Here is a 22,746-nt window from a genome sequence, read left to right as displayed (position 1 = left end):
AAGGCTCCGCCCCACCGGCAGGGCCTTCCTCGCCGCACGCGGCCCGCTCAGCTATTGGGACGCAGCGTCCACAGAACGGTCATCTCGCCGGTCACGGCCCCGTCCTCGCGCGTGATCGCGATGCTCACCGGGAACTCGGGGCGCTCGCCCGCGTCCAGCTCGGCGACGACGTCGGCGACCGGGCGGCCGAGCGTCGCGGTGGCGGTGACCGGACCCATCGCCAGCTTCTTGTACGCGATGTCGGCGCTCACGGCGAGCGGCACCGCGCGGGAGAGCTGGTCCCCGAAGGCGGCGAGCACGATGGCGCCGCTCGCGGACTCGCCGAGCGTGAACATCGCTCCGGCGTGCGGTCCGCCGACGTGGTTGTGGTAGTCGGCCTGGTCGGGCAGCGAGAGGACCGCCTTCTCGGGCGTGGTCTCGTGGAACTCAAGGTTCAGGGTGCGGGCCATCGGCACCGTGGCGGCGAGCATCTCGCCGATGGACATCTGATCTGCGCTCATGCCCGAATGTTACCCATGGGTAGCAAGCTTGACCATCCCTTCGCGCGCACCCGAACAACCGGGAGATATCAGGCATCGCCCGACCAATCACCCGGTGTCCGGGGAAACGGTTTGTCGATTCAGCGCCATGGCGGCGATAGTCCCTCCGTGACCTCTGCCGCCGCCCCCGAACCGAAGCGTCCACGCCTGCGCCCCGCGTGGGCCGGACGGAACTACACGCTGCTCTCCGTCTCGGCGGTCGTCACGACACTGGGGGCGCACGGCGCGCTGATCGCCTCGGCGTTCGCCGTGCTCGACGCGGGCGGCGACGGCGGCGACGTGGGCCTGGTGGCCGCGGCCCGCACGCTGTTCCTGGTGGTCTTCCTGCTGGTGGGCGGCGCGGTCGCCGACCGGCTGCCGCGGCACCACGTGATGGTCGCGGCGAACGCCCTCAACTTCCTGTCCCAGGGCGCGTTCGCGCTGCTCGTCCTCCAGGGCGATCCGAAGCTGTGGCAGATGATGGCGCTCAGCGCGCTCGGCGGCACGGGGCAGGCGTTCTTCAACCCGGCGGCCGAGGGCATGCTGATGGCCTCCGTCTCCGGCGAGCAGGCCAGCCGTGCCTTCGCCCTGTTCCGGATGGGGATGTCCGGGGCGGGGGTGGGCGGCGCCGCGCTCGGCGGGGCGATGGTCGCGGCGTTCGGGCCCGGCTGGGTGCTCGCCGTGGACGCGGTGGCGTTCCTGGTCGCGGGCGCGCTGCGGATGTTCCTCCAGGTGCGCGACATACCGCCGCGGGAGCCGGGCGGCGGGCTGCTCGCCGACATGCGGGACGGGTGGCGGGAGGTCATCGGCCGGCCGTGGCTGTGGACGATCGTCGCCCAGTTCGCGGTGGTGGTCGCGGTGGTGGGTGCGGCCGAGTCGGTGTTCGGGCCGCTGGTGGCGCGCGACGAACTGGGCGGTGCGGGGCCGTGGGGCATCGCGCTCGGCGCGTTCGGCGTGGGCACCATCCTCGGCGGGCTGCTGATGATGCGGTGGAAGCCGCGGCGGCTGCTGTTCGCGGCGACGCTGTCCGTCTTCTCGCTCGCCCTGCCGTCGGCGGCGCTCGCGGTCCCCGTGCCGCTCGGCTGGCTGATCGCCGTGATGTTCGTCAGCGGCGTCACCATCGAGATATTCGGCGTCTCCTGGATCACCGCCCTGCACCAGGAGATACCGGAGGAGAAGCTCTCCCGCGTCTCGGCCTACGACTGGTTCGGCTCGGTGGCGATGGTGCCGCTGGCCACCGCGCTCGCAGGACCGGCGGAGACGGCCTTCGGGCGGACCGCCTCGCTGTGGGGGTGCTCGGCGCTCGTCGTCGTGGCGACGGCGGCGGTGCTGCTGTTCGTGCCGGACGTACGGCACCTGCGGCGGCGCGAGACGAGCGACAAGGTCGCCGAGGGCGGTACAACATCGCAGGCCGAGGTCACCCCACGCTGAACGACCCGCCCGGCGGCTCCGGAGACGGCACCGCGTCCGCGTCCGCCACCGGCTTCGCGTCGCCGACGAACCGGCGCAGCGCCGCGCCGTGTTCCACCCGCGCGGGGAACGCGTCGCGTGCGGTGCGCCGGGCCAGCTCCGCCACCTCCAGCTCCTCGTGCGCGGCGAGCAGCACCGCGTTGCCGAACCGCCGCCCCCGCAGCACCGCCGGCTCGGCGACGAGCGCGACGTGCGTGAACACGGCGGCGAACGTGGCCAGTTGGGACCGCAGGAAGGCGAAGGGCGCGCCGTCCGCGAGATTCGCCGCGTACGTGCCGCCGGGCCGCAGCACCCGCGCCGCCTGACGCGCGTACGCCAGGGTCGTCAGGTGTGCGGGCACCCGGGAGCCGCCGAACACGTCCCCCACGAGCACGTCCGCCGAGGCGTCGGGCGCCGCCTCCAGCCAGGCCCGCGCGTCGCCGCCGTGCACCGCGATGCCCGCGTCGTGCGGCACCGGCAGATGCTCGGCGACCAGCGCGAGCAGCCCCCGGTCGGCCTCGACGACGTCCTGCCGCGATCCGGGCCGGGTGGCGGCGACGTACCGGGGCAGGGTCAGCGCGCCACCGCCCAGGTGCAGCACGTCGAGCGGGGCGCCCCCGTCGCCAAGGCAGTCGAGGACGTGGCCGAGCCGGCGCGCGTACTCGAACTCCAGATGGGCGGGGTCGTCCAGGTCGACGTACGACTGGGGCGAGCCGTCCACCGTCAGCAGCCAGGCCCGCCGCCGGTCGACGTCGGGCAGCAGCTTGGCGGTGCCGTGGTCGACGTCGCGGGTGACGGGTATCGGCTCGGGTTCGGACGAGGATGCGTTCACGTGCACATTGTGCCGCTACCACTCAAGCCCCTGCGGCGATTGAGCAGCGGGGTCCGGGGCAGCGCCCCGGCCTTTCGGCCCGGCCCCGGCCCCCGCTCACTCTCACAGCACCGCTGAAACCGTCCCCGCCCCCACGGTCCGCCCGCCTTCACGGATCGCGAACCCGAGGCCGGCCTCCAGCGGCACGTCCCGCCCCAGCTCGACCGTCATTCCGACGGTGTCGCCGGGCCGCGCGACGGCCACCTCACCGAGGTCGACGTCCCCGACGACGTCCGCCGTACGCAGGTAGAACTGCGGCCGGTACCCGGTGGCGACGGGCGTGGAACGGCCGCCCTCCGCCGCCGACAACACGTACACCTGCGCGGTGAAGCGCCGGGCCGGCTTGACCGTGCCGGGCTCGGCGACGACGTGCCCGCGTCGCACCGCGTCACGCGGGACACCGCGGAGCAGCAGCGCCACGTTGTCCCCCGCCTGCGCCTCCTCCATCGGCTTGCCGAAGGTCTCGACGCCGGTGACGACGGTCTCGAGGTCGTCGGCGGTGCCGTACACGCGCACCCGGTCCCCTACCCGGATCCGGCCGCGCTCGACGGCGCCCGTGACCACCGTGCCGCGCCCGCTGATCGTCATGACGTTCTCGACGGACAGCAGGAACGGCGCGTCCACGTACCGCTCCGGCATCGGAACGTACGTGTCCACCGCGTCGAGCAGCGCCTCGATGGACGCCGTCCAACGCGGGTCCCCCTCAAGGGCCTTGAGCCCCGAGACCCGCACGACGGGCACGGAGTCGCCGCCGTACCCGTGCGCGGACAGCAGCTCGCGGACCTCCAGCTCGACGAGGTCGGTCAGCTCCTCGTCCCCCGCGTCCGCCTTGTTGATCGCGACAACGATGTGGTCGACGCCCACCTGCCGCGCGAGCAGCACGTGCTCGGCGGTCTGCGGCATGATCCCGTCGAGCGCCGAGACGACAAGGATCGCCCCGTCGAGCTGGGCGGCACCCGTGACCATGTTCTTGACGTAGTCGGCGTGGCCCGGCATGTCCACGTGCGCGTAGTGCCGGGTGTCGGTCTCGTACTCGACGTGCGCGATGTTGATGGTGATGCCGCGCTGCGCCTCCTCGGGCGCCTTGTCGATGCGGTCGAAGGGGACGAAAGTGCCGGCGCCGCGCTCGGCGAGGACCTTGGTGATGGCGGCGGTGAGGGTGGTCTTGCCGTGGTCGACGTGACCCATGGTGCCGATGTTGAGGTGCGGCTTGGTGCGCACGTATGCCGTCTTGGGCATGGCAGGCCGTGTTCCTTTCCGGAACAAGAAAAGTGAAGCCTCCTGGTACCGAGGCGGGGACCCCTGAGCCGGACCGACCCTCCCCGTGCGGGGTCCGCCGGAATGTCCGGAGAGGGTCAGCTTCGCGCGCCGTCTGCCGCGGCCGCGGTCAGGAGAGCGGCAGCCCGAGCAGCGTCCGCGACTGCGGACGTAGCTGCGTGGAAGGCGTGCCGGAACATGTGGCAGATCTTCTCCGACGCGGGCCCCCGCGTCGAACGATTTTCCGTACCCCGGGCGGGAGTTACCCGCCCACGTTCTTCAGTGCCTCGCGCACCGACAGCGGTGCGAGGCTCCCCCGATGGGCGGCGACGAAGGCACGTACGGCGTCGGCGTCGGTCTTGGCGTACTCCCGCAGGGCCCAGCCGATGGCCTTGCGGACGAAGAAGTCCGGGTGTCCTGACTGCCGCAGGCAGTACGCGAAGAGCCGGTCGGTGTCGGTGGCGTCCTTGTGGCGGAGCTGGTGGAGCAGCGCGGTCCTGGCCACCCAGAGGTTCTCGTCCTCGATCCACGCGTCCATGTCGGCGCGCAGCTTCGGGTCGACGGCGACGAGGCCGCCGACGATGTGCGCCGCCAGGTGGTCGACCGTGTCCCACCACGGCACGGTCGTGATCAGCTCGCGGGCGACGGGCAGGAAGCCGGACGTGAGGCGGCGCACATGGCGGCGCAGATAGTCGATGGCGAAGTAGGCGTACTCGCGCTCGGGCAGCGCCCAGCAGCACAGCGCGACGGCGGTGAGGTCACGCTCGTCGGGGCGCGGCGTCCCGGCGAGCACGGCCTTGCTCAGTTCCCGGCGCACGGGGGACGTGAGGCCGAGGAAAGGGGCCACGTCCTTCATGTACGCGCGCATCTGCGCGGCCCGCTCGGGGTCGGCGGCGGCCCCGTACACCTCGGGCAGCCGGGCGAGCAGCGTGTCGGCGAGGGCGCTGGGCCGGGGCGCGGCGACGGTCATGTGACGCTCCTCGCAAGTAGGGCAAGAGCCGGGAAAGTGAGACACAACCTACGGCGATCTTATGTGGGGGTCGGTTAGTCTCCCCGGATGTTCGAGACCGTCCCCGCCCGTCCCGCCGGGTTCGCGGCCCGCTTCGGCCAGGCGCTGCTGTCGCCCTGGTCGCGGCTTTCGCTGCTGGTGCTGCTGTTGGCCGCGGGCGCGACGTGCGTGCTGCTCTTCGAGCCGCAGCAGCTGATCACGCAGGGCTGGCCGCCCCAGGTGAACGGGGCGGCGGCGGTCGTCCTGTTCGCGGTGGCGTACGGGGTGTGCACGGTCGCGTTCGTCCCGAGACCCCTGCTCAATCTGGCGGCGGGCGCCCTGTTCGGTTCCCAGCTGGGGCTGCTCGGCGCGCTCGGCGGGACGGTGCTGGGCGCCGGGCTCGCCTTTCTGCTCGGCCGGCTGCTCGGCCAGGACGCGCTGCGTCCGCTGCTGCGCGGGCGCTGGCTGAAGGCGGCGGACGGCCAGCTCAGCGAGCACGCGTTCCGGTCGATGCTGGCGGCGCGGCTCTTCCCCGGCGTCCCGTTCTGGGCGGCGAACTACTGCGCGTCGATCTCGAAGATGAGCATCGTGCCGTTCCTGCTGGCCACGGCGCTCGGCTCGATCCCGAACACGGCGGCGTACGTGGTGGCGGGCGCCCGCGCCTCGACGCCCACGTCACCGATCTTCCTGATCGCGATGGGCTTCATCGTCGTCACGGGGTGCGCGGGCGCGGTCGTGGCGTGGTGCAAGCGGCATCAGCTGCGGAAGCGGGCGCCGGACTGACCGGGTCCCCCTTGAGGCCCCTGCCGAGGCGCAGCGTCACCGCGACAGAGGCCGCGGCGAACACCGTCATCGCGGTGGCGGGCGAGGTCGCCTGGGCCAGCGCGCCCGCGAGCACCGCGCCCACTCCCTGCATGGTCAGCATGCCCGCCGTGTGCAGGCCGAGCGCGTGCCCGCTCAGGTTCTCCGGAGTCAGCGCCATCAGCCGTTCCTGGAGCAGCAGGCTCGCGGAGAAGCCGACCGAGGCGAGGACGACGGCGGCGGCGGCGACCGGCAGGGCCGGGCGCAGCGCGAACACCAGATACGGGACGGCGAGCAGCAGCCGCAGCGGCGCGGCGAGCCGGGCCCGCCACCGGGGCGGCAGGAAGCGGCCGGTGACGACGTCCCCGGCGAGCATGCCGAGGGCGGCGCTCGCGAGCAGCACGCCCGCGTGCCCGGTGTCGTAGGGGACGAACAGCGCCTCGCAGCCGACGATCAGCCCGTTGGGCACCCACAGCGCGAGATAGACGTACCGGCGCGGGACCGAGGACCACAGGGCGGCGTTGCCGCGCATCGTCTCGCGCGCGGACGGGCGTCCGGCGGCGCGGGCCGGGTGCCGGGACAGGCCGCACCGCGCGACCACCGCGGCGAGGGCGTAGAGCCCCGCGGCGACGAGGAGCGTGCCGCGGGCCGACAGGACGGCGACGAGCAGGCCGCCCAGGGCGTACCCGAGGATCTGGCAGACACCCGCGCTCATGTTCATGACGGAGCGGCCGAGCAGATAGCCGTCGCGGGCGAGGATGTCGGTGAGCATGCCGTAGCGGACCCCGCCGCCGAGCGCGGCGGGCACGCCCTGGACCAGGACGAGCGCGAGAGCGGCCGCCGTCGGCAGACCGGGCGTCGCCTGCGCCGCCGTGGCCAGGCCGAGGAAGAGCGCGAGCCCGGCGAGGGCCGCGCGCGGCGGCACCCGGTCCGCGGCGGACAGCAGCGTGAGCGCGCCCACGACCTGGGCGAGCGCGGACCCGAACATGGCGAGCGCGGACAGCAGCGGCGAGCCCGTCGAGGCGTAGACGAGCGAGCCGAGCGCGAGGCCGCCGACCGTCTGCCCAGCGACCTGGAGCGAGACGGTGGCGAAGAGGGAGGGGTATTCGGGCGTGCGGAACAGGTCCCGGTAGGTGTCCATGCGGGGAGGCTGCGGGGCGCGGCGGGACGCACGTTAATCTTTCGCGCACCGGCGAAACGACAGTCGGGCCGCCGCGGCAGGCGTGGCCGTGGGGCGGACCGGCCGGACGCCGACGCACACGGAAACGTCTCGGGCTCAAGGGCCGGTCTGTGCCGCGGACTCGCGGACCGGCAAGCGCCGCGGACTCGACGGCCGGCGGGCGCGTCGGCGAGCATCGCGGGCTCGCGGGGCGAGATGCCCAGCAGGCTCGCGGACCGGCGGGGCTCGCGGGCGCGCCGACCGGTGCGGCTCCGGCGATACGTGAAGGGGGGCGGAGCCGTGGGCATCTGGCAGGTCGACGCGGACACGCTCGCGGGCAGTCGGTTCGTCGTGTCGCGGCTCGCCGAGGCGACCGCGAGCCTGAAGAAGCTGGCGGCCCCCGTCGCGGCGCATCCCGGCGAACGGCGCTGGCTGGACACCCATCTGCCCGCCTACCGCGCGCGGCTGGCCACCGAGCCGGCGACGGCGCTGCTGCTGGACGCCGCGTTCGGGGCGCGCTGGACCGCCGACTTCATGACGCCCACGCCGGACGGCGTCCACGAGGACGATCTGGCGGACGGCCTCGCACGGATCCGCGCCACGCCGCCGGCGGAGGTCCGCGCGGACCTCGCGGTCTCGTCGCCGGGCCCGCTGCCCGACGCGCTCGCCCGCGCCGACGACCTGGCCCAACGCGCGGCGGCGCTGCTCGCGTGGGTGTGGCGGGAGACGGTGCTGCCCGAGTGGCCGCGCCGCCGCCGGATCATCGAGGCCGATGTCCTCGCCAGGACGCGGGAGTTGACGCGGGGCGGCTGGGCGGCGGCCTTCGGCGGGATGCGCCCCACGATGGGCTGGCTCGGCGAGGGGCGGCTGCGGATCAACGCGCACGACTACCCGCCACGGAACATCGCGGGCACCCGGCTCCTGTTCGTCCCGGTCACTCCGAAACAGGGCTGGGTGTCCTGGCCGGACGGGGCCCCGGCCGACCGGTACGCGGTGATCTACCCGTGCGCGGGCGCCCTCGCCGACGCGGACAGGACGGCGCCGCCGGGCGGGCTCGCGGCGCTCCTCGGCACGGCCCGCGCCCAGGTCCTCGTCCTCCTCGAACAGCCGCTGACGACGAGCCAGCTGGTGGCCCTCACCGGCCAGGGCCTCGGCTCGGTGGGCCGGCACCTTAAGGTGCTGCACGGGGCCGGCCTCGTACAGCGGCGCAGGGCCGGACGCTCGGTGCTCTACGTCCGAACACCGACGGGAGACGCGCTGTGGGAGGCGCAGCGGCCGGGCCGGTAAACCTTGCGCTCACTCCCCTGTAGTGCTCCCTTCACCTTCGAACGCTACTCTGCCCCACGCGAACACCCGGGCGTGCTGCGACGGTTGTGCGCACCGCCCCGCCCGGCCCGCCTTCGCGGCCGGCTCCGCCGAGCACCTGGATCGCGTACCCACCTCATGTCCTGGTTCGAATCTTTCATTCTCGGGCTCGTCCAGGGCCTCACGGAGTTCCTGCCGATCTCGTCGAGCGCCCATCTGCGTCTCACGGCCGCGTTCGCGGGCTGGCACGATCCCGGCGCCGCCTTCACGGCGATCACCCAGCTCGGCACCGAGACGGCGGTCGTCATCTACTTCCGCAAGGACATCGCGCGGATCATCTCCGCGTGGTTCAGGTCCCTCACCGACAAGACGATGCGGGGCGACCACGACGCGCAGATGGGCTGGCTGGTGATCGTCGGCTCGATCCCGATCGGCGTCCTGGGCGTGACGTTCAAGGACCAGATCGAGGGCCCGTTCCGCGATCTGCGGCTGACGGCGACGACGCTGATCGTGATGGGTGTCGTCCTCGGCATCGCCGACCGGCTCGCGGCCCGCGACGAGGCGGTCGGCCGGCACCGGGCGGCGCAGCCGCGCAAGGAGCTCAAGGACCTGTCGGTCAAGGACGGCCTGATCTACGGCCTGTGCCAGGCGCTGGCCCTGGTCCCCGGCGTCTCCCGGTCGGGCGCCACGATCAGCGGCGGCCTCTTCCTCGGCTACACCCGCGAGTCCGCGGCCCGCTACTCCTTCCTCCTGGCGATCCCCGCGGTCCTCGCCTCCGGGGTCTTCGAGCTGAAGGACGCGAGCGAGGGCGGCCATGTCTCCTGGGGGCCAACGGTGTTCGCCACACTGATCGCCTTCGGCGTCGGCTACGCGGTGATCGCATGGCTCATGAAATTCATCTCGACGCGCAGCTTCATGCCGTTCGTCTACTACCGCATCGCCCTCGGCATCGCCCTGTTCGTGCTGGTGAGCGTGGGCGTACTGAGCCCGCACGCGGCGCAGTCGGCGGGCTGACGGGGCGCGCCGGGAAGAGACCGGTCGGCCCAAGTGTTGCGGCCCACATCCGAGTTGATCCGACGGGACGGGCGGGCGTGCGATGCGAGCGGTGCGGTTTCACGAGTACGGCGGGGTCGATGTGCTGCGGGTCGAGGACGTGCCGCGGCCCGTACCGGCGGCCGACCAGGTGCTGGTGGAGGTGCGGGCGGCCGGGATCCAGCCCGGTGAGGTGAGCATTCGGACGGGGTTCCTGCACGAGCGGTGGCCCGCCGCGTTCCCGTCCGGGCAGGGCAGCGACCTGGCCGGGGTCGTCGTCGAAGTCGGCTCGCACGTAAGGGACTTCGGGATCGGTGACGAGGTCGCCGGGTTCACGCACCGCAGGGCCAGCCACGCCGAGTACGTCGCCGTCGACGACGTGAACCTCGTGCACCGGCCCGCCGGGCTGCCCTGGGACGTGGCCGGCGCGCTGTACGTCGCGGGGGCCACCGCGTACGCCTGTGTGTGGGCCGTGGACCCGCGCCCGGGCGACACGGTGGTGGTGTCAGGCGCCGCGGGCGGCGTCGGCTCGTTCGCCGTCCAGCTCGCGCGGCTCAAGGGCGCCACCGTCATCGGTCTCGCGAGCGAGCCCAACCACGGCTGGCTGAAGGAGAAGGGCGTGCTCCCCCTCGCGTACGGGGACGGGGTGCGGGAGCGGATCCTGCAAGCCGCGGGCGAGCGCGGCGTCGACGCGTTCATCGACACGTACGGCACCGGATACGTCGAGCTCGCCGTGGAGTTGGGGGTGCGACCCGAGCGCATCAACACCATCCGCGACTGGGCGGTCGCGGGCCGGGTCGGCGCCCGGACGTACGGGGAGGGCGCGGCGGCCAGCGCGGTCGTGCTCGGCGAGCTGGCCCGGCTGGCCGCGCGCGGAGAGCTGGAGGTGCCGATCGCCCGCGGCTACCCGCTGGAGCAGGTGCGCGACGCGTTCCGTGAGCTGGAGGAGCGGCACACGCACGGCAAGATCGTGCTGCGGCCGCAGGACAGGCCCTAGGCGATCACCAGGGCAGCGGTCCCTCGGCGGAGACGTACGTGCCGGTCGGCCCGTCCGCGCCGATCCGCGCCATCCGGACGATGATCTCGGCGCCCTGCTCGACGGTCTGGACACCCGTGTTGCCGTTCAGGTCGGTCCTGGTGAAGCCGGGCTCGACCGCGTTGATCCGGAGCTCCGGAAACGCCTTCGCGTACTGCACCGTCAGCATGTTCACGGCGGTCTTGGAGGCCGGGTAGGCGAGGCCGGGGTAGGCGGCCGCCGGGTTCCCCGGGTCGGTGGCCCCGGCGAGCGAGGCCAGGCCGCTGCTGACGTTGACGACGACGGGGGCGGCGGAGCGGCGCAGCAGCGGCAGGAAGGCGTGCGTGACGCGGACGGTACCGAACACGTTCGTCTCGAACAGCGGACGCAGGGTGTCCACGGTCTCGTCGGCAGGGAGCACGATGCCGTTGCCGTCGGTGCGGCCCTCGATGCCGGCGTTGTTGATCAGTACGTCGAGGCCGCCCTCGGCCTCGATCGTCTTCGCGGCGGCCGCGACGGAGGCGTCGTCGGTGACGTCGATGACGACGTGCCGCGCGCCGAGCTCCGTCGCGGCGGCGCGGCCGCGCTCGGGGTCGCGGGCGCCGACGTAGACGGTGTGACCGGCCTCGACGAGGCGGCGGGCGGTTTCGCGGCCGAGGCCCTTGTTGGCGCCGGTGATGAGTGTGGTGGTCATGCGTCCAGGCTGCGCCGGGGTCGGCCCCGCGACCAGCCGTCCCGTCTTCCTGGGACCGGTGATACCAGGAAGATCCGGGCCGGACGGGGCACAGTGGTGGCATGGCACATGCGGAGCTCGGCGACTTCGGTGACACGGTGCGGCGCTGGCGGGACCGGGTCCCGCCCGGCGCCGCGGGGATCGTCTCCGTGGGGCCGCGGCGGGCCGCGGGGCTGCGCCGCGAGGAGCTGGCACTGCTCGCGGGGATCTCGGCGGACTACGTCACCCGGCTGGAACAGGGCCGCGCCACCCACCCCTCCGACCAGGTCGTGGAGGCGCTGGCCCGCGCACTGCGGCTCACGGACACCGAGCGTGAGCACCTCTTCCGGCTCGCGGGCCTCGCGCCGCCGGGCCTGGAGACGGTGCCGGCCCGGCTGACCCCCGGTGTGCGCCGGCTCCTGGACCGGCTGCCCGGGACACCGGCCGCCGTGTTCGACGCGGCGTGGACGCTGCTGCTGGCGAACCCGCTGTACATGGCGCTGCTCGGCGAGCGTCCTGAGTGGGGCGGCCACGGACGCAACGGCGTGTGGTGGACGTTCCTCGGGCCGACCAGCCGGGTCCGCCAGACGCCCGACGAGCGGCAGGCCGTGGAGACGGCCCTGGTGTCGGACCTGCGTACGACCGCGAGCCGCTACCCGCTGGACCCGCGCCTGCACACCCTCGTCGACGAACTCCGCACGCGCAGCCCGCGCTTCGCCGAGCTGTGGGACTCGGGCGCCGTCGGCCGGCACGCCGCCGCGCGCAAGACGGTCGACCACCCGGAGGTCGGCCCGCTGACGCTGGACTGCGACATCCTCACGGTCGCGGGCGACGACCTGCGCGTCATGCTCTACACGGCCGAGCCCGGCACCCCGGACGCGGACCGGCTGACGCTGCTCGCGACGGCGGTGCTGCCGGCCATGGTCGGCGCCTGACCAGGCCCAGCGGCAACTCCTTTACAGCATCGGTCACTTGATGCTCAGTACCGCTCGCTCAGGGTTCCCAATCGCGTGCGCCGAACGTAGCCTTGGCACATGCCGCCCGTCAGTTCTGGTCCTGAGCGGTCTGCCGAGGAAGTCAACGAGCAGATCCGCGGCTTGTGGCTGCGCACAGGAGGCCGGCTCACCGGCGAGCAGCGCGCCGAGTACGCGCTGCTGGTCACGGAGTGGGCGGCCGCGGTGCGCGCGGAGGTCGTGAAGGCGGCCTGAACCACTCGGTCCAACCATCCGGTCCAACCACCCGGTCCGCGCCGGCTCTCAGCGGCCCCCGGCCACCCTCAGCACGGTCCCCGTCGCGTACGACGCGTCCGGTGAGAGCAGCCAGGCGATCGCCGCCGCGATCTCGTCGGCCGCCCCCGGGCGCCGCAGCGGGATGCCGGGCGCCGCTTCCCGGGCGATGTCGGGCGTACCGCTCGTCGCGTGGATCTCGGTGTCGACGATGCCGGGCGCGACGCCGTTGACCCGCACGCCCACCGGGCCGAGCTCCTTGGCGAGGCCGAGGGTGATCGTGTCCACGGCCGCCTTGGACGCGGCGTAGTGCACGTACTGGCCGGGGCTCCCGAGGGTGGCGGCTCCGGAGGACACGTTCACGATGGCGCCCGCGCCCGCCGCCGTCATGTCGCGCGCGGCGCGGCGGCAGCACATCAGGACCCCGAGGACGTTGACGTCGAGGACGCGGCGGAAGTCCTCGGTGCGCGCCTCGGCGAACGGGCCGACCGGAGCGGTGACGCCCGCGTTGTTCACCAGGCCGGTGAGCGGCCCGAGCCGGTCGGCCGCCTCGTCGAAGAGGCGCTCCACATCGGCCTCTTGTGAGGTGTCGGCCCGCACGACGACGCACCGGGCCCCCTCGGCGCGCACGGCCTCCGCGGTGCGCTCGGCGGCGTCCTTGTCGCTCACGAAGGACAGCGCGACATCGTGCCCGTCGCGGGCGAGACGCACGGACGTGGCGGCGCCGATGCCCCGGCTGCCGCCGGTGACGAGCGTGATGGGGCGGTTCAAGCGGGCCTCCTGGTCAGAAGTGCGGGCCCCCCGACCGGGCAGGCCGGGAGGTGGCCACGCGGACGAAGATCATGTCGCGCCGGGCGCACCGTACCAGCGCCACTTCCCGCGCCGTTCCCTGCCCACCAGTTCGCCCCGGCCCGTGGCCCACAGCAGCGTCGCCCACGGCTCGGTGTCACCGGGGACGTCGGGGAAGAGACGGTGCAGCGTGCGCGCACACAGATCGGCCGGTGGCGTGAAGTCGACACCGAGCCCGAGCGCGAGGTCGTGCGCGTGCACCAACGTCTCGACGACGCCCATCGCGGCGAAGCCCTCGGGGTCGGAGGCCCCGAACACGTGGTGTCCGCGGGCGGTCGGCGGGGTCGTGCGCACCACCGCGGCGAGGATGCCGCCGCCCGCCTCCAGCGCCCCGAGCATGGCGGCCGGGCCCGCGTCGATGTCGACCGTGATCGTGTTGTCCGGCCCGTCGGGGCGGCGCCTGCTGTAGCCCCAGCGCACGTGGTCGTCCGCCAGGGGACGCAGCGAGCCGATCTGCGCGGCGTAGAAGAAGAGGTCGTCGGCGAGGTGCTCGCCGGTCTCCCAGCACGTCCACTCCAGCGAGCCCGCCGGGGCGTTCCAGTCCGCGTCGGGGACGGCCCGCAGCGCGGCGACCGCGAGCTCGACGGCCCGCGCTACGTCGTCCGCCGTGACGGGTCCTGGTGTCCCGGCCGGGAGTTGCGTGTTCGGATCAGCTGACATGGCGCGACCGTAACAGCACACGCCCCGCGCTCCCCAGGAGTTTTCGACCCGGCGGCGCACGCCTCTTGGCTCCGTGCGCGCGGGGCCCGAGACTGAGCCGATGACGCAGCGTGTGGAACTCGCGACCGTCCTCGACCGGCTCGCCGTCGACGAGTTGGTGACCGACTACGCCGCGGCCGTGGACGACGGCGACTGGGCGGCGTACCGCGCCCTGTTCGAACCGGAGGGCCGCGCCGACTACCGGGAGGCGGGAGGGGTGGAGGGCAGCGCCGAGGAGATCACGCAGTGGCTGTCCAAGACCATGGAGCTGTTCCCGATGCGCCAGCACCTGATCGTGAACCGGCGGGTGCGCTTCGACACCGTCGACCGCGACATCGGCGACACCGGCCGGGTCCGGGCCGACTACTTCAACCCGATGCGCTTCGCGGGCGACGGCGACTCGCAGGCCCCCGACTTCATCTGCGGCGGCCGCTACGCCTTCGACCTGGTACGGACGGCCGGCGGCTGGCGATTGCACCGCGTCACCGTCTACGAGAAGTGGCGCCGCGTCCCCCAGAAGGTCGGGGCCGGCAGCTGACCCGCTCCCCCTCCGCCCACTGTCGTTGATCGTCGGCGGCGCGCACACTGGAGAGCGCTGGGCGATGGTCGTACGAGTACGAGTCGGGAGGCGCGGCGCATGGAGCGATGGCGGCAGCGGCTCGACGGGTCACGGTGGTGGCGCGGCGCCGCGGCGGTCAGCTCGGGCGCCCTGCCCGCGCTCGCGTTCCCGGCCCCCGCCCTGTGGTGGTTCGCGTACGTCGCCCTCGTGCCGTGGATGCTGCTCGCGCGCTCGGCCGGCACGCCGCGCCGGGCGGCGCTCGACGGCTGGCTCGGCGGGCTCGGGTTCATGCTCGCGGTGCACCACTGGCTGCTGCCGAGCCTGCATGTGTTCACGCTCGTCCTCGCGGCGCTGCTCGGCGCGCTGTGGGCGCCGTGGGGTCGGCTGCTGCACCACCTCCTGCACGGCCGGCCGACGCCCGGGCAGGCAGCGACCGCGCTCCTCGCCGTCCCTTCGGCATGGCTGATGGTCGAACTGGTCCGTTCCTGGCAGGGGTTGGGCGGACCGTGGGGGCTGCTCGGCTCCAGCCAGTGGCAGGTGACGCCCGCGCTGCGGCTCGCGTCGGTGGGCGGTGTCTGGCTGCTGAGCCTGCTCGTGGTGGCGGTGAACACCGGCGTGACGCTCCTGATCGTCGCCCGCGGTGCCCGCGCTCCGGCGGTGGCGGGCCTCGTCGCGACGGTCACGGTCACCGGGGCCGCCTGGGCGTGGGCGCCGAAGCCGGAGCCGGAGGGGCGGTCCCGGATCGCGGTGGTGCAGCCGGGCGTGGTCGACGGCATCGGCAGCATCGGGGCCCGCTTCGACCGGCAGGTGGCGCTGACCCGGCAGCTGGCGAACCGGGACGTGGACCTCGTGGTCTGGGGCGAGAGCAGCGTCGGCTACGACCTGCCGCGCCGCCCCGACCTGGCCCGCCGCCTCGCCGCGCTCTCCCGCGAGGTGGACGCGGAGATCCTCGTCAACGTCGACGCGCGGCGCCGCGCCGCGGACGGCTCCGGCCAGGGCATATACAAGAGTTCCGTGCTGGTCGGCGGGAACGGTCTCACGGGCGACCACTACGACAAGATGCGGCTCGTCCCCTTCGGCGAGTACGTGCCCGCGCGCTCGCTGCTCGGCTGGGCCACCTCGGTCGGCAAGGCGGCGGGCGAGGACCGGATGCGGGGCACGCGGCAGGTCGTGATGGACGTGCGCCACGGCGAGCGGACGCTGCGGGTCGGGCCGCTGGTCTGCTTCGAGTCGGCGTTCCCCGACATGACGCGGAAGCTGACGCAGGACGGGGCGCAGGTGCTGCTCGCGCAGTCCTCGACGTCGACGTTCCAGCACAGTTGGGCGCCCGAGCAGCACGCCTCGCTCGCGGCGGTGCGGGCCGCCGAGACGGGCCGCCCGATGGTGCACGCGACGCTGACCGGGGTGTCCGCGGTGTACGGCCCGGACGGGGCGCGCACCGGCGCCTGGCTCGGCACGTCGGCGAGCGCGGCCCGCGTCTACGACGTGCCGACGGCTCGCGGCACCACGCTGTACGTACGGTACGGCGACTGGCCGGTGCATGCGTCGGTCACGGCGCTGGTGGTACTGGCGGCACTCAAGCCCCTGCGGCGATTGAGCAGCGGTGTCCGGGGCAGCGCCCCGAGTCCGCAACGCCGTCGCGGCCTGAACGGTACGTTCGAGCCCCGCTGAATCACACCTGCCGCAGCACCTCACGCACAACCTGCTCGCACAGCTCATGCGTGGCGAGCGCGTCACGCGCGCTCACCACCTTGCCCGCCCGCACAGCGTCCAGAAACGCGAGAACAGCCTGCTCGATGCCCCGCTGGCGAGCGACCGGCACCCAGTCCCCGCGCCGGCGAACCGTGGGCTGCCCCTTGTGGTCGACCACATCGGAGAGGTTCAGCACCTGCCGCTTGGAGTCCTGCCCGGACACCTCGAGGATCTCCTCGGTGGAGCCGCTCAGCCGGTTCATGACGCCGAGCGCGGTGAAGCCGTCGCCCGCGAGCTGGAGGACGACATGCTCCAGCAGACCGTCCGCGACGCGCGCCCGCACGGTCACGTCCTCGACCGGGCCCGGCGCGAGGAAACGCAGCGTGTCGACGACGTGGATGAAGTCGTCGAGGACCATCGTGCGCGGCTCCTCGGGAAGCCCGACGCGGTTCTTCTGCATCAGGATCAGCTCGCGCGGGTGCTCGACGCACTGCGCGTACCCGGGCGCGTAGCGGCGGTTGAAGCCGACGGCCAGGCTGACGCCGCGCTCCTCGGCGAGCCGCACGAGCCGCTCGGACTCGGCGAGTTCGTAGGAGAGCGGCTTGTCGACGTATGTCGCGACGCCCGCCTCCAGGAGCCGCGTGACGATCTCCGGGTGGGCGGCGGTGGGCGCGTGCACGAGCGCCGCGTCGAGGCCCTGCGCGAGGAGCGCGTCGAGGTCGGCGTGGCGCTGCGGCGCGGGAACGCGGAGCTGGTCCCCGACCTCGGTCAGGGTCGCGGGCGTCCGCGTCTGCAAGTGCAGTTCGAGCGCGGGCTGCGCGCCGAGCACGGGCAGGTACGCCTTCTTGGCGATGTCGCCGAGTCCGATGACGCCGACTTTCACGTCTGAGTGCTCCTGTCCTGCGGTGTCCTGTCCTGCGGTGTCCGGGCCGTACGGGTCCCCGGCCGGGTCTGGGCAGCATACGGGGGAGCACCGACATACGGCTCACGCTGGGGCGGGCGCCAGTCCGCGATGCCGTCCATGCCGCGCAGCAGGAAGGCCGGGCCGAGCGCGCCGACGGCGCGGATCGCGGTGTTGCGCAGGGCGATCAGGGGCCGGTTCGCGGTGAGATTGACGCGGCTGACGGTCATCGCCCTGCGCGCGATCGACGTGGTGCGGGGCAGCCGTGCGGCGCTGTAGCCGGGCAGGTCGAGCGGGGCGCCGGGAGCCGCGTGATGGGCGAGGACGACCGCGTCCTCGATGGCCTGGTTGCCGCCCTGGCCGAGGGTCGGCGCCATGGCGTGCGCGGCGTCGCCGAGCAGGGCGACGCGGCCGCGGTGGTAGGCGGGCAGCGGGCGGGCGATCTGGTGGACGTCGTGGCGCAGCACCTGGCCGGGCTCGACCGCGTCGAGGATCGCGGGGATCGGGTCGTGCCAACTGCCGTACCGGCGCAGGAGTTCCGCCTTCTCGTCGCCGCCCGGCGCCCGCTGCCCGGCCGGGGCCATGGCCGCCGCGTACGCGTAGACCGTGCCGTCGGCGAAGGGGTGGGTGCCCCAGAGCCGGCCGGGGCCCCAGGTCTCGTGCTGGGTGAAGGGGCGGCCGAGCGGCGGCACGAGCACGCGCCAGGTGGTGAAGCCGGTGTACTCGGCGCCGGGGTGCTCGGGGAACAGCGCGCCGCGCACGGCGGAGTTGATGCCGTCCGCACCGACGACGAGCTCCGCCTCCAGGTCGCCCTCCGGGGTGCTGACGCGCGCCGGGCGTGCCGGGTCGTCCGGGTCTCCGGCGTCGACGAGCCGCGCCTCGGACGCGGTGCGCACGGCGTCGGCGGGCAGCCGACCCGCGAGCTTGTCGATCAGGGTCGCGCGGTGCAGCAGCACGATGGAGCCGCCGAAGCGCTCGGCCGCGAGCTTCGGGTCGGCCCGCGAGAGCCAGCGGCCCTTCGGCGTGAGCAGCCCGCCGTCGCCCTCCCACGCCTCCAGGGCACGGATCTCGGCGCCGATCCCTACGACATCGAGGGCACGCTGGGAGTTGGGCGCCAGGGAGATCCCCGCGCCCACGGGCCTGAGCCCGTCCGCCCGCTCCAGAACGGTGACCTGCCAGCCGCGCAGCCGGAGCGCGAGCGCGGCGGTGAGCCCGCCGATCCCGCCTCCGACGACCACGGCACGGGACTGGGCCTGTCGGGACATGACGCCTCCCATGGAGTACGAAACGGGCCACTACACCTGTAGTGGCTACCTGATTCGACCGTACTACAGCCGTAGTGATCGCGGTAGATTGCCCCCATGAACCGCCCCGACACCCCACACGCCGAAGCCGCCCTCCCCCGGGCCGACCGGATCGCCGACGCCGCCCTGACACTGCTCGCTGAGCGCGGCATGCGCGGGCTGACCCACCGCGCGGTCGACGAGACGGCGGGGCTGCCCCAGGGCTCGACGTCGAACCACGCGCGCACCCGGCTCGCCCTCCTGGAGACGGCGGTGCGGCGGCTCGCGGTGCGCGAGGCACAGGTGCTCTCGGTCGACGAACTGCCGGACCCCGCGGGCGGCCTCGCCTCCCTGGTCGACGGCATGGCACTCGCCCTGCACCGCTACCTCGACCGCCACCCCCAACTACTCGTCTGCCGCTACGAGTTGGCCCTGGAGGCGACCCGCAGACCCGAGCTGCGCGCCTTCTTCGACGAAACGGGCCGCCAGTTCCGCGAACCACTCACCACACTGCTCCGCTCGGCCGGCTCACACTCCCCCGAGCGCCACACCCTGTCCCTGGTGGCCTGGACGGAGGGCATCATGTTCTCCTGCGTAGCAGGCGCCTTCCACACCACACCCCTCACCCTCCCCGAACTCCGCGAGGGCTACGGGGAATTGCTACGGGGAATGCTGGCCGCATAGAGCCCCTGCGGCGATTGAGCAGCGGGGTCCGGGGCAGGGCCCCGCGACGTCAACCACCACTCCCACCCCCGGCGGAGCCACCGTCACCCATGCGGGGCAAACCTCCCCCGATCACCCCCACCACACCCCCGCCACCCCACACAGTGGCCCCGTGCCCAGAACGCCCAGCTCAACCACGATCCTGCTGCTCGCGGCGGCCGCCGCCACCGCAGCCACCGCCTCCGGCTGCGTCAGCGTGCGCCCGCCGGCCACCCCGAAGGCACCCTCCCCCACGGCCTCCGCCGCGGCTTCCCGCCCCGACCCCGAGGGCCACCCCGACGGCCCGGTCGTTCAGGCTCCCGCCCGCGAGGCCCTGGAGCGGATGAAGCCGACCGCACCCCACCGCACACCGGAGCGCCCCGCCGGGCAACCGCAGCGGACCGACGCCCCCACTCCCCCGCCCCCGGCCCCGAAAGTCGTGCCTGCTCCGCGCCGGACCACCGTCCCCGAACCCCGCAGCGCCCCCGAGCACCACAAGGCCGGAAAACCCCCGAAGGCCCCCGCCCGGACCGATGTCTGCGCCCTCGGCCGCCGCTACGGCGGCTGGGACCGGGACAGCCCTCAGGCGGCCGCCTGCCGGGACACATACGGCGGCTGACCGTACCGACGCCGCACCGGAAAGCCCCTACGACCCGGTCCGCGGCGGCCCCAGCGGCTCCCCGCCGGGCCCGTGCCCCTCTCTCGGCTCGGTCGGCCCCGCCCCCATCGTGGCCACCCGCTCCTCGAGCCGGGTGAGGGCGGCCCGCACCCCGTCCCCGTACCCGTCGTCCCCCAGCGCGCCCGCCGCCGCGCGGGCCCGCGTCAGGTGGCTGCGGGCCGCCCCCGGGCGGTCCAACTTCACGTAGTCCGCCGCCAGGTTGAGATGCAGCGAGGGGTAGAACGCCTGCAGCGCAAGCGACGACTCGTGCTCGGCGAGCCGCTCCTGGGTGAGGGAGTCGGCGGCGGACAGCGCGCGCAGATCCCAGGCCAGCTCGTCGGACGGGTCGTCCTGGGTGTCGGCCATGTAGTGGGCGAGCGTGCAGCGGTGCAGCGGGTCCCCGTCCTCCCCGATCTCCGCCCACAGACCGAGGAAGCGCCCCTGCGCCTCCTCGCGGTCGCCGCCGTGGTGCAGCATGACCGCCTGCCCGATGCGGCTCATCATGGCGTCGTCCGCCGCCTGTTCACGCTGCTGTGCCACTCTGTCTCCTCCAAGCCCCGGCCGCCCGGCGCGTCCGACCACGATGTCCGATCCGACGACGCTAACCGGCGGCACTGACAATCCAGCTCAGGCGCGGCTCCCCGCGAGCCGGACCCCGCTCAGCCCAGGTCCGGGACCGTCCAGTCGATCGGTGTGTGCCCCTGGGCGGCGATCGCCTCGTTGATCTGCGTGAACGGCTGCGAGCCGAAGAACTTCCGCGCCGACAGCGGCGAGGGGTGCGCACCCTTCACCACCGCGTGCCGCTCGGTGTCGATGAGCGGCAGCTTCTTCTGCGCGTAGTTCCCCCACAGCACGAAGACCGCCGGGTCGGGGCGGTCCACCACCGCGCGGATCACGGCGTCCGTGAACTTCTCCCAGCCCTTGCCCTTGTGCGAGTTGGCCTCGCCGGCCCGCACCGTCAGCACCGCGTTGAGCAGCAGCACGCCCTGCTCGGCCCACGGCATCAGACAGCCGTTGTCCGGGATCGGGGTGCCGAGCTCGGCCTGCATCTCCTTGTAGATGTTGCGCAGCGAGGGCGGCGTCCTCACCCCGGGCCGCACCGAGAAGCACAGGCCGTGCCCCTGGCCCTCGCCGTGGTACGGGTCCTGGCCGAGGACGAGCACCTTGACCTTGTCGTAGGGCGTCGCGTCGAGCGCGGCGAAGACCTGCTCGCGCGGCGGGTAGACGGGGCCCTTCGCGCGCTCCTCCTCGACGAACTCGGTCAGCTCCTTGAAGTAGGGCTTCTGCAGTTCGTCGCCGAGGACGCCGCGCCAGGACTCGGGCAGCATCGCGGTGTCGGTCACGTCAACAACCTCCGGGGTACGGGCAAGTGCTTCAACACCCAGAAACCTACCGGCGCCCACTGACAATCGACGCCCGCACCCGGGAGGGATCAAGAAGGCCGGTTCACCAGCTCGTCTTGCGGTGCAGCTCCCACATCATCATGATCGTCGACGGGTCGAGGGCCCGCTCGCCGCCCGAGATCTCCTCGCTCGCCGCGATGTACTGCTTGCCCTGCCACAGCGGCAGCAGCCGCGCGTCGCGCACCATGATGTGCTGGGCCTGCTCGAACTGCCGCGCCACGACGCCGCGGTCCTTCTGCTTGCGGGACAGCGGCAGCAGCTTGTCGGTGATCTCGGGCGAGACGTACGGCGTGCTCAGGGCGTTCTTCTCGCCCACGAAGGGCGCGATGAAGTTGTCCGCGTCGGGGAAGTCGGGGAACCAGCCGCGCCCGAACGCCGGGTACTCGCCCTTCTTGTACCCCTGCTCGAACGACTTCCAGGGACGGCTCTTGAGCGTCACCTTGAAGAGCTTCGATGCCTCCAACTGCCGCTTGATCTCGGCGAATTCGGGCGCGGTGGCGGAGCCGTAACGGTCGGAGGCGTACCAGAGCGTGAGCGGCACGGGCGCGTTGATGCCCGCCTTGGAGAGGATCCGGGCCGCCTTCGCGGGGCTCGGCTCCCCGAACTCGTCGAAGTAGTCCGTGGTGTGGCCCGCGAGGCCCCTGGGGACCATCGAGTACAGCGGCTCGACGGTGTTCGCGTACACCTTGTCCGCGATGGCACCGCGGTCCACGACCTGGGCGACCGCCCGGCGCACCGCGCTCTTGCCCGCCCAGGGGTCCTTCGGGTTGAAGACCACGTAGCTGATCTCCATGCCCGCGCCCTCGACGAGTTGCAGGCCGTTGGCGCTCTGCTTGTCCTGGAGCTTCACGATGTCGTCGGCGGCGAGACCGCGGAACGTCGCGTCGATCTTCTTCGCCTTGAGGGCGCCGACCATGGCGGCCGACGTCTTGAAGTAGCGGATCGTCACCGCGTTGTTCTTGCGCTCCGCGAAGCCCTGGTAGTTGTCGTTGCGGACGAGTTCGGCCTTGCTGCCGTCGGCGTACGACTTGAGCACGTACGGCCCCGAACCGGTCACCTTGCCGTCCGTGCGCGCGGACGTGGCCGGATACGCGGAGGGGTCGACGATCGACATGGCGGGAGTGGAGAGCACGAACGGGAAGGTGGCGTCCGGCTTGGTGAGGTGGAACGTTACGCCTCGGTCGCCACGCGTCTCCACGCGGTCGAGGCTGCCCAGCAGGCCCGCGGGTCCGCCGCCCCCGCCGATCTTGCGGACCCGGTCGATGGAGAACTTGACGGCCTTCGCGTCGAGCGCGTCCCCGTTGGAGAACTTCATGTCCTCCCGCAGTTCGCAGTGGTAGACGCGGTTGGCGGAGTCCTCGAACCGGCACTCGGCCGCGTCCGCCTGCGGTTCGGCGGCGCCCGACGGCAGCGACACCAGTGTCTGGTAGACGTTGCGGAACAGCTCCCACGAGCCGTCCCAGGACATCGCGGGATCCAGCGTGCTCGGCACACTGGTGGTGCCCACGGAGATGGGCCGCTCGTCGGAACCCTCGCCCGAATTCATCAGCCCGCACCCTGTGAGCAGGGTCATCGACGCCAATGCCGCCCACGCGCGAGGGGCAGGGAACCGGTTGAACACGCGCTCGCTCCTCGATCAGCCATGCCAGGTCGGGCGACAATATCGC

At 73.2% G+C, this 22,746-nt stretch carries 24 protein-coding genes; 11 read left to right on the top strand and 13 right to left on the bottom strand.

What is annotated here, in order from left to right; translation table 11 throughout:
- Window positions 1-47: 47 nt before the first annotated feature.
- Complete coding sequence (locus tag ACIA8D_RS35160; RefSeq protein ID WP_399238320.1) at window positions 48-500, bottom strand: DUF4442 domain-containing protein; 453 nt, start codon at window positions 498-500, stop codon at window positions 48-50.
- 147 nt (window positions 501-647) lie between these two features.
- Here ACIA8D_RS35160 and ACIA8D_RS35155 point away from each other — a divergent pair, with 147 nt between their 5' ends.
- On the top strand, window positions 648-1,949 hold the full coding sequence (locus ACIA8D_RS35155; protein ID WP_399238319.1) for an MFS transporter: 1,302 nt from the start codon (window positions 648-650) through the stop codon (window positions 1,947-1,949).
- Here the strand turns inward: ACIA8D_RS35155 and ACIA8D_RS35150 are convergent.
- The 3 genes from ACIA8D_RS35150 to ACIA8D_RS35140 form a co-directional block, all read right to left on the bottom strand.
- Complete coding sequence (locus tag ACIA8D_RS35150) at window positions 1,936-2,799, bottom strand: spermidine synthase (RefSeq protein WP_399238318.1); 864 nt, start codon at window positions 2,797-2,799, stop codon at window positions 1,936-1,938. The genes ACIA8D_RS35155 and ACIA8D_RS35150 overlap by 14 nt on opposite strands.
- Before the next feature lie 102 nt (window positions 2,800-2,901).
- Window positions 2,902-4,077, bottom strand: coding sequence for an elongation factor Tu (gene tuf / locus ACIA8D_RS35145; RefSeq protein ID WP_399238317.1), 1,176 nt, complete (start codon window positions 4,075-4,077; stop codon window positions 2,902-2,904).
- A 280-nt stretch (window positions 4,078-4,357) separates the two neighbouring features.
- Window positions 4,358-5,065, bottom strand: a complete 708-nt coding sequence (locus ACIA8D_RS35140; protein WP_399238316.1) for a DNA alkylation repair protein — start codon at window positions 5,063-5,065, stop codon at window positions 4,358-4,360.
- 87 nt (window positions 5,066-5,152) lie between these two features.
- Here ACIA8D_RS35140 and ACIA8D_RS35135 point away from each other — a divergent pair, with 87 nt between their 5' ends.
- Window positions 5,153-5,866, top strand: a complete 714-nt coding sequence (locus ACIA8D_RS35135; protein ID WP_399238315.1) for a TVP38/TMEM64 family protein — start codon at window positions 5,153-5,155, stop codon at window positions 5,864-5,866.
- On the opposite strand, the gene ACIA8D_RS35130 is transcribed toward ACIA8D_RS35135, so the two are convergent.
- Window positions 5,796-7,025: an MFS transporter gene (locus ACIA8D_RS35130; protein ID WP_399238314.1), complete on the bottom strand. Its 1,230-nt coding sequence runs from the start codon at window positions 7,023-7,025 to the stop codon at window positions 5,796-5,798. The two genes, ACIA8D_RS35135 and ACIA8D_RS35130, sit on opposite strands and share 71 nt — an antisense overlap.
- Window positions 7,026-7,343: 318 nt before the next feature.
- On the opposite strand from ACIA8D_RS35130, the gene ACIA8D_RS35125 reads away from it, so the two are divergent.
- The 3 genes from ACIA8D_RS35125 to ACIA8D_RS35115 all read left to right on the top strand — a co-directional run bounded on the left by ACIA8D_RS35125 (window position 7,344) and on the right by ACIA8D_RS35115 (window position 10,377).
- Window positions 7,344-8,330 (top strand): ArsR/SmtB family transcription factor, encoded by a 987-nt coding sequence (locus ACIA8D_RS35125; protein WP_399238312.1) that lies wholly within the window; start codon window positions 7,344-7,346, stop codon window positions 8,328-8,330.
- 156 nt (window positions 8,331-8,486) lie between these two features.
- Window positions 8,487-9,362 carry an undecaprenyl-diphosphate phosphatase gene (locus ACIA8D_RS35120; RefSeq protein WP_399238310.1) on the top strand — a complete coding sequence of 292 codons (876 nt, stop codon included), beginning with the start codon at window positions 8,487-8,489 and terminating at the stop codon, window positions 9,360-9,362.
- An 82-nt stretch (window positions 9,363-9,444) separates the two neighbouring features.
- A complete protein-coding gene (locus ACIA8D_RS35115) occupies window positions 9,445-10,377 on the top strand; it encodes an NADP-dependent oxidoreductase (RefSeq protein WP_399238308.1) in 933 nt (310 codons plus the stop codon).
- Window positions 10,378-10,381: 4 nt separating this feature from the next.
- Here ACIA8D_RS35115 and ACIA8D_RS35110 read toward each other — a convergent pair whose 3' ends face one another.
- Window positions 10,382-11,089, bottom strand: coding sequence for an SDR family NAD(P)-dependent oxidoreductase (locus ACIA8D_RS35110; RefSeq protein WP_399238306.1), 708 nt, complete (start codon window positions 11,087-11,089; stop codon window positions 10,382-10,384).
- A gap of 101 nt (window positions 11,090-11,190) precedes the next feature.
- Here ACIA8D_RS35110 and ACIA8D_RS35105 point away from each other — a divergent pair, with 101 nt between their 5' ends.
- Together ACIA8D_RS35105 and ACIA8D_RS35100 are read left to right on the top strand one after the other, a co-directional pair.
- Window positions 11,191-12,042 carry a helix-turn-helix transcriptional regulator gene (locus tag ACIA8D_RS35105; RefSeq protein WP_399238305.1) on the top strand — a complete coding sequence of 284 codons (852 nt, stop codon included), beginning with the start codon at window positions 11,191-11,193 and terminating at the stop codon, window positions 12,040-12,042.
- A 99-nt stretch (window positions 12,043-12,141) separates the two neighbouring features.
- Window positions 12,142-12,315 (top strand): hypothetical protein, encoded by a 174-nt coding sequence (locus ACIA8D_RS35100; protein ID WP_399238304.1) that lies wholly within the window; start codon window positions 12,142-12,144, stop codon window positions 12,313-12,315.
- Window positions 12,316-12,363: 48 nt separating this feature from the next.
- Here the strand turns inward: ACIA8D_RS35100 and ACIA8D_RS35095 are convergent, their stop codons facing one another.
- Window positions 12,364-13,104 (bottom strand): SDR family oxidoreductase, encoded by a 741-nt coding sequence (locus ACIA8D_RS35095; RefSeq protein WP_399238303.1) that lies wholly within the window; start codon window positions 13,102-13,104, stop codon window positions 12,364-12,366.
- A gap of 69 nt (window positions 13,105-13,173) precedes the next feature.
- Complete coding sequence (locus ACIA8D_RS35090) at window positions 13,174-13,842, bottom strand: maleylpyruvate isomerase N-terminal domain-containing protein (protein WP_399238302.1); 669 nt, start codon at window positions 13,840-13,842, stop codon at window positions 13,174-13,176.
- Between the two features lie 100 nt (window positions 13,843-13,942).
- Here ACIA8D_RS35090 and ACIA8D_RS35085 point away from each other — a divergent pair, with 100 nt between their 5' ends.
- Both ACIA8D_RS35085 and lnt read left to right on the top strand, forming a co-directional pair.
- Window positions 13,943-14,419 (top strand): nuclear transport factor 2 family protein, encoded by a 477-nt coding sequence (locus ACIA8D_RS35085; protein ID WP_399238301.1) that lies wholly within the window; start codon window positions 13,943-13,945, stop codon window positions 14,417-14,419.
- 99 nt (window positions 14,420-14,518) lie between these two features.
- A complete protein-coding gene (gene lnt, locus ACIA8D_RS35080) occupies window positions 14,519-16,111 on the top strand; it encodes an apolipoprotein N-acyltransferase (RefSeq protein ID WP_399238300.1) in 1,593 nt (530 codons plus the stop codon).
- Window position 16,112: 1 nt separating this feature from the next.
- Here the strand turns inward: lnt and ACIA8D_RS35075 are convergent, their stop codons facing one another.
- Both ACIA8D_RS35075 and ACIA8D_RS35070 read right to left on the bottom strand, forming a co-directional pair.
- Window positions 16,113-17,015, bottom strand: a complete 903-nt coding sequence (locus ACIA8D_RS35075; RefSeq protein ID WP_399238298.1) for a Gfo/Idh/MocA family protein — start codon at window positions 17,013-17,015, stop codon at window positions 16,113-16,115.
- Entirely contained in the window at window positions 17,012-18,298 is a 1,287-nt protein-coding gene (locus tag ACIA8D_RS35070; RefSeq protein ID WP_399238297.1) for an FAD-dependent monooxygenase, read from the bottom strand. The genes ACIA8D_RS35075 and ACIA8D_RS35070 overlap by 4 nt, the downstream gene beginning before the upstream one ends.
- A 96-nt stretch (window positions 18,299-18,394) precedes the next feature.
- Here ACIA8D_RS35070 and ACIA8D_RS35065 point away from each other — a divergent pair, with 96 nt between their 5' ends.
- Together ACIA8D_RS35065 and ACIA8D_RS35060 are read left to right on the top strand one after the other, a co-directional pair.
- Window positions 18,395-19,000 carry a TetR/AcrR family transcriptional regulator gene (locus ACIA8D_RS35065; RefSeq protein ID WP_399238296.1) on the top strand — a complete coding sequence of 202 codons (606 nt, stop codon included), beginning with the start codon at window positions 18,395-18,397 and terminating at the stop codon, window positions 18,998-19,000.
- 151 nt (window positions 19,001-19,151) lie between these two features.
- Window positions 19,152-19,637: a hypothetical protein gene (locus ACIA8D_RS35060; protein WP_399238295.1), complete on the top strand. Its 486-nt coding sequence runs from the start codon at window positions 19,152-19,154 to the stop codon at window positions 19,635-19,637.
- 27 nt (window positions 19,638-19,664) lie between these two features.
- Here ACIA8D_RS35060 and ACIA8D_RS35055 read toward each other — a convergent pair whose 3' ends face one another.
- The 3 genes from ACIA8D_RS35055 to ACIA8D_RS35045 form a co-directional block, all read right to left on the bottom strand.
- Complete coding sequence (locus tag ACIA8D_RS35055; RefSeq protein WP_399238294.1) at window positions 19,665-20,216, bottom strand: hypothetical protein; 552 nt, start codon at window positions 20,214-20,216, stop codon at window positions 19,665-19,667.
- A 119-nt stretch (window positions 20,217-20,335) separates the two neighbouring features.
- On the bottom strand, window positions 20,336-21,019 hold the full coding sequence (ung, locus tag ACIA8D_RS35050) for a uracil-DNA glycosylase (protein ID WP_399238293.1): 684 nt from the start codon (window positions 21,017-21,019) through the stop codon (window positions 20,336-20,338).
- A 103-nt stretch (window positions 21,020-21,122) separates the two neighbouring features.
- Window positions 21,123-22,652 carry an ABC transporter substrate-binding protein gene (locus tag ACIA8D_RS35045; protein WP_399238292.1) on the bottom strand — a complete coding sequence of 510 codons (1,530 nt, stop codon included), beginning with the start codon at window positions 22,650-22,652 and terminating at the stop codon, window positions 21,123-21,125.
- Between the last annotated feature and the right edge of the window lie 94 nt (window positions 22,653-22,746).

Origin of the sequence: Streptomyces sp. NPDC051684, from assembly GCF_044453445.1 — a bacterium.
Classification (GTDB): Bacteria; Actinomycetota; Actinomycetes; order Streptomycetales; family Streptomycetaceae; genus Streptomyces.
This window is presented reverse-complemented; position numbering and strand designations above follow the sequence as displayed.